The sequence below is a fragment of the Bacillus sp. FJAT-14266 genome, assembly GCF_001719225.1.
GTDB classification, from domain to species: Bacteria; Bacillota; Bacilli; order Bacillales; family Bacillaceae; genus Bacillus; species Bacillus subtilis.
On sequence record NZ_CP017072.1, the window covers coordinates 1,639,281 to 1,651,679 of the forward strand.

17 protein-coding genes and 1 pseudogene are annotated in these 12,399 nt (G+C 42.1%); 8 read left to right on the forward strand and 10 right to left on the reverse strand.

Annotated features, from left to right (window positions below):
* Positions 1 to 20: 20 nt before the first annotated feature.
* Together BGM23_RS22105 and sacC are read left to right on the forward strand one after the other, a co-directional pair.
* The gene (locus BGM23_RS22105; protein WP_231940257.1) at positions 21 to 188 is read left to right on the forward strand and encodes a hypothetical protein; all 168 of its coding nucleotides are present in this window, start codon (positions 21 to 23) and stop codon (positions 186 to 188) included.
* Positions 127 to 2,130 (forward strand): levanase, encoded by a 2,004-nt coding sequence (gene sacC / locus BGM23_RS08445; RefSeq protein ID WP_231940262.1) that lies wholly within the window; start codon positions 127 to 129, stop codon positions 2,128 to 2,130. The genes BGM23_RS22105 and sacC overlap by 62 nt, the downstream gene beginning before the upstream one ends.
* A gap of 41 nt (positions 2,131 to 2,171) precedes the next feature.
* On the opposite strand, the gene yraA is transcribed toward sacC, so the two are convergent.
* The 3 genes and pseudogenes from yraA to BGM23_RS21325 form a co-directional block, all read right to left on the reverse strand.
* Positions 2,172 to 2,681: a cysteine protease YraA gene (yraA, locus tag BGM23_RS08450; protein WP_003229836.1), complete on the reverse strand. Its 510-nt coding sequence runs from the start codon at positions 2,679 to 2,681 to the stop codon at positions 2,172 to 2,174.
* 132 nt (positions 2,682 to 2,813) lie between these two features.
* The gene (gene adhA / locus BGM23_RS08455; protein WP_029727154.1) at positions 2,814 to 3,863 is read right to left on the reverse strand and encodes an NAD(P)-dependent alcohol dehydrogenase; all 1,050 of its coding nucleotides are present in this window, start codon (positions 3,861 to 3,863) and stop codon (positions 2,814 to 2,816) included.
* Positions 3,864 to 3,991: 128 nt separating this feature from the next.
* Positions 3,992 to 4,172, reverse strand: a pseudogene (locus BGM23_RS21325) (carboxymuconolactone decarboxylase family protein).
* A gap of 182 nt (positions 4,173 to 4,354) precedes the next feature.
* Here BGM23_RS21325 and adhR point away from each other — a divergent pair.
* Complete coding sequence (gene adhR / locus BGM23_RS08460) at positions 4,355 to 4,777, forward strand: aldehyde stress transcriptional regulator AdhR (RefSeq protein ID WP_029318156.1); 423 nt, start codon at positions 4,355 to 4,357, stop codon at positions 4,775 to 4,777.
* Positions 4,778 to 5,039: 262 nt separating this feature from the next.
* Here the strand turns inward: adhR and BGM23_RS08465 are convergent, their stop codons facing one another.
* From BGM23_RS08465 to BGM23_RS08485, 5 genes are read right to left on the reverse strand one after another with little or no spacing between them, the layout of a single operon-like run.
* Positions 5,040 to 5,339, reverse strand: coding sequence for a spore coat protein (locus tag BGM23_RS08465; protein WP_003246006.1), 300 nt, complete (start codon positions 5,337 to 5,339; stop codon positions 5,040 to 5,042).
* Positions 5,340 to 5,354: 15 nt separating this feature from the next.
* Positions 5,355 to 5,552 carry a hypothetical protein gene (locus BGM23_RS08470; RefSeq protein WP_014480384.1) on the reverse strand — a complete coding sequence of 66 codons (198 nt, stop codon included), beginning with the start codon at positions 5,550 to 5,552 and terminating at the stop codon, positions 5,355 to 5,357.
* An 18-nt stretch (positions 5,553 to 5,570) separates the two neighbouring features.
* Complete coding sequence (locus BGM23_RS08475) at positions 5,571 to 6,707, reverse strand: zinc-dependent alcohol dehydrogenase (protein WP_003229843.1); 1,137 nt, start codon at positions 6,705 to 6,707, stop codon at positions 5,571 to 5,573.
* An 18-nt stretch (positions 6,708 to 6,725) separates the two neighbouring features.
* On the reverse strand, positions 6,726 to 7,094 hold the full coding sequence (locus tag BGM23_RS08480; RefSeq protein ID WP_009967868.1) for a spore coat protein: 369 nt from the start codon (positions 7,092 to 7,094) through the stop codon (positions 6,726 to 6,728).
* Between the two features lie 17 nt (positions 7,095 to 7,111).
* On the reverse strand, positions 7,112 to 7,357 hold the full coding sequence (locus BGM23_RS08485) for a hypothetical protein (protein ID WP_014477469.1): 246 nt from the start codon (positions 7,355 to 7,357) through the stop codon (positions 7,112 to 7,114).
* Between the two features lie 273 nt (positions 7,358 to 7,630).
* On the opposite strand from BGM23_RS08485, the gene BGM23_RS08490 reads away from it, so the two are divergent.
* The 4 genes from BGM23_RS08490 (at position 7,631) to BGM23_RS08500 (ending at position 9,294) form a co-directional block, all read left to right on the forward strand.
* The gene (locus BGM23_RS08490) at positions 7,631 to 8,017 is read left to right on the forward strand and encodes a VOC family protein (protein WP_015251599.1); all 387 of its coding nucleotides are present in this window, start codon (positions 7,631 to 7,633) and stop codon (positions 8,015 to 8,017) included.
* Between the two features lie 144 nt (positions 8,018 to 8,161).
* Complete coding sequence (locus tag BGM23_RS21805) at positions 8,162 to 8,263, forward strand: hypothetical protein (protein WP_121572432.1); 102 nt, start codon at positions 8,162 to 8,164, stop codon at positions 8,261 to 8,263.
* Between the two features lie 263 nt (positions 8,264 to 8,526).
* A complete protein-coding gene (locus tag BGM23_RS08495; protein ID WP_004399021.1) occupies positions 8,527 to 8,886 on the forward strand; it encodes an SH3 domain-containing protein in 360 nt (119 codons plus the stop codon).
* A 51-nt stretch (positions 8,887 to 8,937) separates the two neighbouring features.
* Complete coding sequence (locus BGM23_RS08500) at positions 8,938 to 9,294, forward strand: SH3 domain-containing protein (protein ID WP_004398671.1); 357 nt, start codon at positions 8,938 to 8,940, stop codon at positions 9,292 to 9,294.
* A gap of 382 nt (positions 9,295 to 9,676) precedes the next feature.
* Here BGM23_RS08500 and BGM23_RS08505 read toward each other — a convergent pair whose 3' ends face one another.
* Together BGM23_RS08505 and BGM23_RS08510 are read right to left on the reverse strand one after the other, a co-directional pair.
* On the reverse strand, positions 9,677 to 10,498 hold the full coding sequence (locus BGM23_RS08505) for an alpha/beta fold hydrolase (RefSeq protein ID WP_029727155.1): 822 nt from the start codon (positions 10,496 to 10,498) through the stop codon (positions 9,677 to 9,679).
* 136 nt (positions 10,499 to 10,634) lie between these two features.
* Entirely contained in the window at positions 10,635 to 10,898 is a 264-nt protein-coding gene (locus BGM23_RS08510) for a CD3324 family protein (RefSeq protein WP_003229850.1), read from the reverse strand.
* A 437-nt stretch (positions 10,899 to 11,335) separates the two neighbouring features.
* Between BGM23_RS08510 and csn the strand changes: the two genes are divergently transcribed.
* Positions 11,336 to 12,169 (forward strand): chitosanase, encoded by an 834-nt coding sequence (gene csn, locus BGM23_RS08515; RefSeq protein ID WP_029727156.1) that lies wholly within the window; start codon positions 11,336 to 11,338, stop codon positions 12,167 to 12,169.
* Positions 12,170 to 12,399: the final 230 nt, after the last annotated feature.

Sequence of the window (12,399 nt, forward strand, 5' to 3'; positions counted from 1 at the left end):
AACAGTGTAACAGAGGAGAATTGCCAGAAACGGACCAGCTTGCGCAGCAGTCTCTCTTGAAAGTGTTCAAACATGAAGAGAGGAGCGAAGGAACAAATGAAAAAGAGACTGATTCAAGTCATAATCATGTTCACCCTGCTGTTGACTATGGCATTTTCGGCAGATGCAGCCGATTCAAGCTACTATGATGAGGATTACCGTCCTCAATACCACTTCACACCGGAGGCAAACTGGATGAATGACCCAAACGGAATGGTATATTATGCCGGGGAATATCACTTGTTCTATCAATACCATCCATACGGGCTTCAGTGGGGGCCCATGCATTGGGGGCATGCCGTCAGCAAAGATTTGGTTACATGGGAACACCTTCCTGTTGCGCTTTATCCGGATGAAAAAGGCACGATCTTTTCTGGAAGCGCAGTTGTAGATAAAAATAACACAAGCGGTTTTCAAACAGGCAAAGAGAAGCCGCTTGTGGCCATTTATACACAGGATCGGGAAGGCCATCAAGTGCAAAGTATTGCCTATAGCAACGACAAAGGAAGAACATGGACGAAGTACGCTGGCAACCCTGTCATTCCAAACCCGGGTAAAAAAGATTTTCGCGATCCAAAAGTCTTTTGGTATGAGAAAGAAAAAAAGTGGGTGATGGTGCTTGCGGCCGGTGACCGAATCCTCATTTATACATCAAAAAATCTGAAGCAGTGGACGTATGCAAGTGAATTTGGACAGGATCAAGGAAGCCACGGGGGAGTATGGGAATGCCCGGATTTATTTGAGCTTCCGGTAGACGGCAATCCGAATCGAAAAAAATGGGTCATGCAGGTCAGTGTCGGAAACGGAGCGGTCTCGGGAGGATCAGGCATGCAATATTTTGTAGGGGACTTTGATGGAACTCATTTTAAAAATGAAAACCCGCCAAACAAAGTTCTCTGGACGGATTACGGCAGAGACTTTTATGCGGCTGTATCCTGGTCTGATATTCCATCCACAGACAGCCGCCGGCTATGGTTAGGGTGGATGAGCAATTGGCAATATGCGAATGATGTTCCGACATCCCCATGGAGAAGTGCAACGTCCATTCCAAGAGAGTTAAAATTGAAAGCGTTTACCGAAGGGGTTAGAGTGGTCCAAACACCGGTGAAAGAGCTGGAAACCATTCGCGGAACCTCTAAGAAGTGGAAGAATCTGACCATATCGCCTGCAAGTCATAATGTGTTAGCGGGGCAATCTGGAGATGCCTATGAAATAAATGCAGAATTTAAAGTAAGCCCTGGTTCAGCTGCTGAATTTGGTTTTAAGGTCCGAACAGGTGAAAATCAATTTACGAAGGTCGGCTATGACCGAAGGAACGCCAAATTGTTCGTTGACCGGAGCGAGTCAGGCAACGACACCTTTAATCCGGCCTTTAACACCGGAAAAGAAACAGCCCCGTTGAAGCCAGTAAATGGGAAGGTTAAGTTGCGCATTTTTGTTGACCGCTCCTCGGTTGAAGTATTTGGGAATGACGGAAAGCAGGTCATAACGGATATTATTCTCCCAGACCGATCAAGCAAAGGGCTTGAATTATATGCTGCAAAGGGCGGTGTAAAGGTAAAATCTTTAACCATACACCCTTTAAAAAAGGTATGGGGAACGTCACCTTTTATGTCCAATATGACTGGCTGGACGACTGTAAATGGCACGTGGGCAGACACAATTGAGGGGAAACAAGGGAGGTCGGACGGAGATTCCTTTATCTTGTCTTCAGCATCCGGGTCAGACTTCACTTATGAATCTGATATCACCATTAAGGATGGAAACGGAAGAGGGGCAGGAGCACTAATGTTTCGCTCTGACAAAGATGCCAAAAACGGTTACCTTGCCAATGTGGATGCGAAGCATGATCTAGTGAAATTCTTTAAATTTGAGAACGGTGCTGCTTCTGTCATTGCTGAATACAAAACACCGATAGACGTTAATAAAAAGTATCATCTGAAAACAGAGGCCGAGGGCGATCGCTTTAAAATCTATTTAGATGATCGTCTTGTGATTGATGCAAATGATTCCGCATTTTCAGAAGGCCAATTTGGCTTGAATGTGTGGGACGCGACTGCTGTCTTTCAGAATGTAAAGAAGGAGTCTTAATTTTAAAAAAGGCACAGACCCGAACAGTCTGTGCCTTCTCGTTATTTTAACAAGTTTAAAGATTCGCGGTTAAATGCTTCCAAATCATCAGGTGTTCTGCTTGTGACAATGTTGTGGCTGACGACTACTTCTGCATCTTTGTAGTTTGCACCGGCATTGATTAAATCTTTGCGGATGCTGCGGTAGCCTGTGATATCTTTGCCTTTTAGAAGATCCGTATCAATCAGTACTTGCGGGCCGTGGCAAATTGCGAAAACAGGTTTTTTGTTTTCGACAAATGCTTTTGCGAATTCACCCGGACGGTCATCTGCACGAAGCAAATCCGGAGAGAATCCCCCAGGAATTAAAAGTGCATCAAAGTCACTTGCATCCACATCAGAGATGGCTTTGTCAATCTTTACTTTCTCGCCATGCTTACCGGTAACTTCTTTGCCGGCTTCCAAATCGATAGCCACAACACTGTAGCCTGCTTCTTCATATGCTTTTACCGGACTTGTATATTCGATGTCTTCGAATTGGTCTGTAACAAGAACTGCAATTTTTTTGCTCATAAAAAACCCTCCTAATAACTCTCTATTCATAGAATAACAGGAAGATTGACCGGCCTTCAAAATATTTGCTTAACGAGATCATTTTTCGTGAGTTTCATTAAAAGCGGGTCAGCCCATATAAGGACTAACCTATTACAATGTGGAAATATCAATCACAAATCGATAACGGACATCGCTTCGGAGGATACGTTCGTATGCTTCGTCCACTTGGTCAGCTCCGATGACTTCGATTTTAGGTTCGATGCCATGCTCAGCTGCGAAATCCAGCATCTCTTGAGTTTCTTGAATTCCGCCGACTAGAGAACCTGCAATGCTGCGGCGCCCCATGATTAGGGAAAACACACTGTATGTGTCCGGCTTGGCAGGAGCTCCAACGTTTACAAGTGTCCCATCTATACGAAGCATTGATAAATAGGCATCTACATGGAGATTTGCCGATACCGTATTTAAGATCACGTCAAAACGCCCGGCCAATGCAGTGAATGTAGCTGGGTCACTTGTTGCAAAGTAATGATTTGCACCGAGTTCCAGAGCTTCCTCTTTCTTATTCATGGAACGGCTCAGAACGGTTACCTCTGCACCCATCGCATGTGCAAATTGAATCGCCAAATGTCCAAGGCCACCCACGCCTACAATCGCAACTTTTTTACCAGGGCCAACATTCCAGTGTTTCAGCGGGGAATACGTGGTGATACCTGCACACAACAGCGGACTGGCAACATCCATTTCCAAACGATCTGGTATGCGAACAACAAATCTGTCAGTGACAACGATTTTTTGGCTGTACCCGCCATAAGTGGGGTTTCCGTCGTAGTCTACTGAGTTATACGTTTGAACAACACCCTTCGTGCAGAATTGTTCCTCTCCGTTGAGACAGTATTCGCATTCTCCGCAAGAGTCAACAAAACAGCCGACACCAACGCGGTCTCCGACAGCAAACTTGGTGACTTCTGCTCCAACGGCTGTTACGACACCGGCTATTTCATGTCCAGGCACCATTGGGAAGATGCCACCGCCCCATTCATCAAAAGCACTATGAATGTCTGAATGGCAAATACCGCTGAATTTAATATCGATTAAGACATCGTGCGGCCGTAATCCTCTTCGCTCAATCGTCGTTTGTTCAAATTTGGCTTTTGCATGTGACACGCTTAATACACGGGTTTGATGTTGATTACACATATGAACCTTCCCTTTCTTCATCATAAGTGTTGTAAAAAAACATGCACTTATTTATGTTTTATGGTGTCTTCAACATAACGATAAACCTTAAAGTCTGCTTTAAGGCAAGGGTTTTTTTAAAATAACATTTAAAATGAACCTGATTTATAAGTTGAGATACAGTCAGCAATTAACGTAGAAACTGTAATTATGCTGCGATCTCGGGGGGGAAGTTCTTCCTCTCTTTCCCAAATGTCACCGAATAGAACATCATCATGAAGTTAAGCAAACTTTGGTTTGTTCTCTTCCGGCAGTTTGTTTATTTGCCATTCAGCAATCCCTCCATCTACACTGTTTTTATTGCATGGAGAAGTATAGAGCTTAAAGTGTGCTTTAAGGCAAGTCCCGAATATATAAACCCAGATTCAGCAGCTAACCACTTGTCTTGAGCTTGACTTAAAGTTAACTTTAAGTGTTACCTTCACAACATGCAGGATAGAGAGGTGAAGATCATGAATATTGCTCAGGTGGCAAAGCAGTTTGGCCTGACAGCCGCAACACTCAGATATTACGAACGTGTAGGATTAATCCCGCCTGTAAAACGAAAAGACAGCGGCATTCGCGACTATGATGAAGAAGATATCAAATGGATTGAATTCATTAAATGCATGCGAAATGCGGGACTATCGATAGAAGCGCTAATTGAATATACAACATTATTTACCGAAGGTGACTGTACGGTAGAAGCTCGAAAAAATATCCTGGCTGACGAACGACAGCGGCTGATAGAGAAGCGGAAAGAAATTGATGAAACAATTAAGAGATTAGACACAAAAATTAAAGATTATGATGGGAAATTGCGTGAAAATGAGGCAAAGCTCAAAAGCAGGCCTAAAACGGAAAGTCTTCACGGATCAGTGGAGCAAAGAAGGTAGCATTCTTTGCGTGTGAAGAGGGCAGGTCAAAAACGAAGGATTTTGTTTCTGGCCTGTTTTCTCCATCAAGAGATCGCATAAAAAGAGGTGGTTACGATTCCTTATTTGGATTGGAGAATTTGCAAACATTATCGGAGATCAGATGGAGAAAAGCGGTTAATCTATTTACGGTCATAGGACCCGAACAAACAGTGCTCATTTTGAAGCTGAGGAACAGTTGTGGCCAATCAATACTGTTCCTCAGCAAATCAGTCATTGTATGTTAAAGGGTTGGCAATTGAATGGCTGTATCAATATTTTTTAAATTCAGCTTGACTTGTTCGTCAGGGTTCCAAGGATGGTACCAGCCTTTTTCCATCATATAGCTTGAGAGTTGTTCGTGCATATCGAGTGCTTCTTCCAAATGGCGGATAAGGACCTCTTTTACTTCAGGCGTTCCGGCTTCAGTGGCTGCCATCGCATAATTTCTGACTCCGTTCTTTGCTGAAATTAATAAGTCCATAGCAATGATTTGGTCTGTTAGAACATTCATGCCAGTCAGATATTCTATGATAGGATTCATGATTTATTCATCTCCTCATTCGTGCTTTGCATTAGATAAAATAGAGGCAAATTCCTGCAGCTGGCGTGTGGTGATATCAACATCTTGCTGCATGATTTCTTTCAGCTTCGGATCAGATACCAGTGCTTTCATTGTTTTAGATTTCGTCAAACAAAGTGTCTTAAATGCAGTCATTTCCTGAACCTCAAGCACTTCGTGTAAGGCGTATTCCATTTCTGTAACCTCCGTTTTTTAAGGCTTTAACACAACTTTGATACAATCATCCATTTTTGAATCAAAAATGTCATAGCCATGCTTGGCTTCACTAAGCGGCAGGACATGGCTGACAACATCTCCCGGATCAATTTTGCCTGTCGATACTAGTTCAAACATGTACGGCATATAGTGGATCACAGGAGCCTGTCCAGAGCGTATATTGACGTTTCGCTGCATAATATCTCCTAACGGAAAACCGTTATATCTGCCTCCATACACACCTGTAATTTGTATGGTTCCTCCTTTGCGAACAGCTTGGGAAGCAATGACCAATGCACTCATCGTTCCGCCATGAAGCTTTAAGCCGCTGGCAAGGAACTCGAGATCGCTCATTTTACCATCCATCCCAACAGCGTCAATGACTACATCCGCTCCGCCTTTCGTGATTTCCTTTAAATAATTCCCTGTATTCTCATGGTCTTCAAAATTAACGATTTCTACTTTGTTTGTACGTTTCGCATGCTGTAAGCGATAGTTTACATAGTCTACTGCTATGACGCGTTTTGCGCCTTTTAGCCAACAAAACTTTTGAGCAAACAGGCCGACTGGTCCGCAGCCGAGAACGATAACTGTATCGCCTTTTTTTACGCCGGCATTGTCCACACTCCAAAAGCCGGTGGTCATGGCATCGGCAATCACGCTTAATTTCTCATCGGGTTCCTCACAAGATTCAGGGATTTTAAAATGGGTAAAATTCGCAAACGGCACTCTTAAATATTCAGCTTGCCCGCCTGGATAACCGCCAGTTTGCCCTGAATAGCCGAAATAAGCACCCATTTCCCCATTGTCATTAGACTGATCACATTGGCTTTCCAGCTGGTTTTTACAAAAAAAGCATTCCCCGCATGCTATATTAAAGGGAATAATTACCCGATCTCCCTTTTTTAGTTTAGTCACCCCAGAACCAACTTCTTCGACGATTCCCATCGGTTCATGGCCGATGACATAGTCTTCTTGCATATTCGGAATGAATCCATGGATTAAATGTAAATCTGATCCGCAAATGGCTGTACTGGTGACTTTGATAATCATGTCATCGGATTTTTCAATCTTTGGATCGGGGACATCTTTGACAACAACATTTTTAATGCCTTGATACGTTACTGCCTTCATGCTGTAAAACCTCCAGTGTTAGTGTTCATCAGGTGTCCGGTCAAACATCCCTTTACGATTTGTTTCATCAGGGAAGAGGTTCATATTGCCGACCATGATCGTGTTTTTTGCAGAGAGCTGATCCAGCTTATACTGTTCGCTCAGCTCATATGGATGGAACCATTTTTTGCTGATCATCAGTTCCGTAATCTCTTGGTGCATTGCAATTCCTTGCATCAGCTGTTTCCGCAGCAAGGCTCTTACATCTGGTGAAGCGGTTTCTGTCAAAGCTACAGCAGTATTCCTTACGCCTTCCTTAGCTCGTATAAGAAAATCCATCGCGAATGTAGTGTCTGCTAGTTCAGGCACATTCAGCGAATTAATGGGGTCTAAATGATCATTATTCAAAGAGGCTTACCTTCCTTTCAATTGATGATTGGCGTTGGGCGGCTTTGAGGGACAGGGGCCTGAAATGAGGCACGCTCATAAACCGCTTGTAATTCAGTAAGGTCTTGAATGGATTGCTGTACATCTTTTTGCATCAAGTCCTTCAGTTCTTGGTCAAACACAAGTCCTTGCATTAACTTTGATTTCGCTATACAAAGTGTTTTAAAGTTCACGATTTCATGTAAGTCAACAGCCTCGTGAGCTGCCAATGTTTGATGATCCATATTGATGTAACCTCCTTTATCAACGTTACATTTCCCGAAATGAAGTTGAAGCATACAGAAAATACACTCGGTATCATTTTTTGTTTTAAGAATCGCTGTTTTTGCTCGTTAGCGTACATTTCTTATGACATGGAATAAACTGCACTTAAATCTGAAATAAAGGTGAAGTAGGAAATTTATTTATGGAAACTTGACATAGTGCTGTCAGGTTTCCTTTTGTATCATTAAATTGGATGACCAGTAAAAAGTATGGTTTTATAGGAGGCACTCGATATGAAGCTGTTACAAATTAGACTGTTGGTGAATGATTTTAAGAAAAGCGTGGAGTTTTACAAAGATTCATTAGGACTTCCAATAAGTTGGTTAGAGAATGAAATGGAATATGCACTCTTTGATAATGGGGAAACGAAAATAGAGCTTTTATCTCGTGAAACGATGGCTGAAATCGTTGGAGAGGAAAAAAAATCGTTGGAAGGAGAAGCTCAATCAAAATTTTTGCTTCAGTTTAAGGTAGAAGATGTTGATAAAACATATGACGATTTACACGAAAAAGGAGTTAAATGTGTAAATAAACCGCATGATCGCAAGGAATGGAGTGCCCGAGTTGCTCACTTCAGAGATCCAGATCATAATCTGATTGAAATATATAAAATGTTATGATTTTTCGACTCGCAAAATCATAGAATATAACGTTTGATAACGTACCTAATCATTTTTATACGCCCTGGTAAAAGAAAGCAAAGTCATAATAGGTTGCGGACACTGAACTTGCAGCATTTACGCTGATTTGTTTGGTGTCCGTTTTTGATTGGTGAAAAAGGTGGAGTATCTATGAATCGAGAAGAAGCGTGGATACAAGGCAGAAGTACACTGATTGAGTTAATTGGTGGACACGAAACCGCTTGATCCATGTCCTTTTTCCTGATTGTCAATCGTGATTACCGACTGGACAAATGCCAAATGTAACACACCATCAATATCAAGCCTGACTACCATTTATTTTGTATCCTTAATTGTCGAAAACATAGGAATAATTCCACTTTTGAAAGATCTAGTTTATGGTACATTGATAAATATATGAGAGGGGAGGGGGCATGGTATCTGAAAGTAAATCCTTAACTGGATGTAAGAAAGTCAAACGTACGGCATTTATAAGGGGAGGGTATAAGGTGAATAAGCTAAAGAGGCTAAGTATGCTAACGGTGATGATTGCATCTGTGTTCATTTTTTCTAGCCATGCACTTGCAGCTCAGTATTATACGGTTTCAACAAGCAGCGGTGCTCCTGTCAATATGCGCAGCGGCCCAGGTACAAGTTGGGGAATTGTAACGACTATTCCGAGCGGAACCCGCATCCCGATCTATTGCTACAAAACCGGTACAACTGTAACTGGAAAGTATGGAACGAGTAACATTTGGAATTACACAGAGCGGACGCTTGCCAGCGGGGAGATCGTTCCTGGATTTGTCTCTGATACATATATGTATACAGGCTCAGACGGTCCGGTTGTTCCTAAATGCAGCTGGTAGCATTGTTCTATCGTTTCTTAAAATGAAGGAATTGAAGAAAGAGGGATGACATTGACTAAACTGAAAATGCTGAGTATGTTAACCGTGATGATTGCATCTTTATTCATTTTTTCCAGTCAGGCACTTGCCGTGCAGTACTTTACTGTCTCAACAAGCAGCGGTGCGCCTGTCAATATGCGCAGCGGTCCTGGTACAAATTATCCTATTATGCTTTCCATTCCGAGTGGCTCCCGTGTTCCTTATTATTGTTACGCTTATGGAACGACTGTTACAGGGAAGTATGGAACGAGTAATATCTGGGACCAAATCCAGTGGAAAGATTCCCGGGGTGTCGTGAATATTGGATATGTGTCTGACACATATGTGTACACAGGTTCAGACGGCCCTGTCGGTTACAAATGCAATTAGCTAAATACTCCGTACAATAGAATCTCTTCTTAAGGGCCTATCTAGGACGAACCATACCAACAACAATAGTTGGTATGGTTTTTGCTGCGATGAAGTCTTCCATACCTGCATTTGTGGTGATTTTCAAAAGAGATTCATGATGTTAGACACTGGTTGTTGTTGAGGACAAAATAACGAGCCGCTTTAGAGTTGTATCTAATGGTATAAAATACGGAATTAAGATAGGAAATAATCAATAGGAGAACGTAATGTACAAACCTATTTTTCGATGAAATCCCTAATATCACTTTGGTTAAACATCTCACATTGCGTTCTCGTTAGTGAAAAGTTCTTTTTACGCTTCGTGAAATCTTCTCCAATTCCATAGTTAGTTTTACCTGTCCTATTTTGAACACGTATGTTTATTTTCTTTTTCTAACATGTCGTGTAACCTCTCAGAAAATTCTTTATGGTACATTGTGTACCCCGTATGATTTCCGGGGAATTCAACAAATTCTGTTTCCAATTGTTCCGCTAGGGCGTTCGCGCAACGATAAGGAAAAAGCTCCCGAGAAGCACTTCCGCCAGCTGGGAGTATCTTCATCGGTGAAGATGTAAACACAGTTTTTAATGCTTCGAAATCTAATGTATAGCTGAGAATTCCTTGAATTTCATACTCAGTGAAATACGTTGAATTGCCGAGAAGCCGCTTTGTCAGCACAGCCTTTGATTGTTCGTCTGTCTCTAATCTTGACATGAACTTAATGACTTCACTTTGATGATTTTTCTTAAGGTCTTCCATGAATTGCTCGGCTTGTTTCAGCTCATTTCCATGCAGAAGCTGCAATAAGATTGGTTCGTGTGGGATCATGACATGTACTTGTTCGGGATGGCGTATGCACAGATCAAGCCCGATAACAGCCCCGGAGCTGCTTCCAAATACATAGGCCGGCTTATTGGTGATTTTGGCTAGAAGACGGTGAGCATCGTCACTGTGTGTTTCCACACGGTAATCCTCAATCTGATTGGCGAGATTGCTGCGGGAATGGCCGCGGCGATCGTAAGTAACAACCGAGTACCAGTTAGCCAGATGATTGGCAACATGATGGAACTTGTCGGCATCACCGCCTCCGCCGTGGACCAAAAGAATGATTGGACCTGAGCCACGCACCTGATAGTGGATGTTCGCGCCGGGTACTTGCAACGTTCCATTGTTTATCGTCATTTGTAGGACCTTCCTTTCTTCTCATCTCCCTTAACTTTACACAATTGGCCAATGGTATCATATGCAGGAAATAACTAAGAAACAAACTCGCCATATAAAAAGCACTGATTATTTTTTATCAGTGCTTCCGTTTTGTTTATTTAGAGTAGACAATTTTTTTTATTGTTTCAATAGAGAGGTGATATTCATCAGATAATTGATGAATGGTTTTGCCGTTTTTAAATGCTTTTTTAATAGAAGCGTTTCTGTCATCGATCAGCTTTCTTGTTCCTGAACACGCACCCCATTTTTGATGAGAGGATTCAGGTTTAGGGATATATATTGTTTTTCCTTGAACATACTTTTGAATTTCCGATATCAGCTTTTCAGGTAAAATAGCGGTTGCTTTTACATATGCCATTTCTGCCAGCTCCTTATTTTTTTATGTCAAATAAGGTGCAAAGCCACTATATCAGAAAAGCTTACTTGGGCGATCTTTTAGAAAGTCTACCCCATGCAAAGTATCGCCTTCCCAATAGTAGGCTTTGCATGGGACGTTGCGGAATCTGGCATTCTCATCTTGCTTGCCATTTACATCACCTCCCTAACGATTTTCGATGATCACTTCCATTATAAAATAGAGTAAAGCCTATGGCATCTTGTTAATGAAAGTTGAAGCAGTATGAAAGGGACCTTCCCAGTGAGAGGGGCTAAGGCTGATTGGCAATGAAAAGAGTAAGATTCAAGCTATATTACTTTAGATTCAAAATATTTACAAATTGATGTATTTTCAACAATAGGGCAGTTTCATCATGTATACTGAGTCTGTATTTACAATATTTAGAAAGGGGAAGTAAAATGAAAATCAGTATGCAAAAAGCAGATTTTTGGAAAAAAGCAGCGATCTCATTACTTGTTTTCACCATGTTTTTTACCCTGATGATGAGCGAAACGGTTTTTGCGGCGGGACTGAATAAAGATCAAAAGCGCCGGGCGGAACAGCTGACAAGTATCTTTGAAAACGGCACAACGGAGATCCAATATGGATATGTAGAGCGATTGGATGACGGGCGAGGCTATACATGCGGACGGGCGGGCTTTACAACGGCTACCGGGGATGCATTGGAAGTAGTAGAAGTATACACAAAGGCAGTTCCGAATAACAAACTGAAAAAGTATCTGACTGAATTGCGCCGTCTGGCCAAGGAAGAAAGCGATGATACAAGCAATCTCAAGGGATTCGCTTCTGCCTGGAAGTCGCTTGCAAATGATAAGGAATTTCGCGCCGCTCAAGACAAAGTAAATGACCATTTGTATTATCAGCCTGCCATGAAACGATCGGATAATGCCGGACTAAAAACAGCATTGGCTAGAGCTGTGATGTACGATACGGTTATTCAGCATGGCGATGGTGATGACCCTGACTCTTTTTATGCCTTGATTAAACGTACGAACAAAAAAGCGGGCGGATCACCTAAAGACGGAATAGACGAGAAGAAGTGGTTGAATAAATTCTTGGACGTACGCTATGACGATCTGATGAATCCGGCCAATCATGACACCCGTGACGAATGGAGAGAATCAGTTGCCCGTGTGGACGTGCTTCGCTCTATCGCCAAGGAGAACAACTATAATCTAAACGGACCGATTCATGTTCGTTCAAACGAGTACGGTAATTTTGTAATCAAATAAGCAGTGAGGAAAAGAAACCGCTGCAGATGAACTCAATCTAAAAGATACCAATGATGTTGGTATCTTTTTATTTGCAGTAAAAAGTATTCAATTTTCTCTATAATGATTATGTCATGCTTGAGGCAGATACATGAAAGGACCTTGGCGATTTCATAAAATACAATATAGAGGCTTTTTTAAAGCCATGCAAGATTACAATGGATCTGTGCAAGAAGGCGCATTCAATCCAT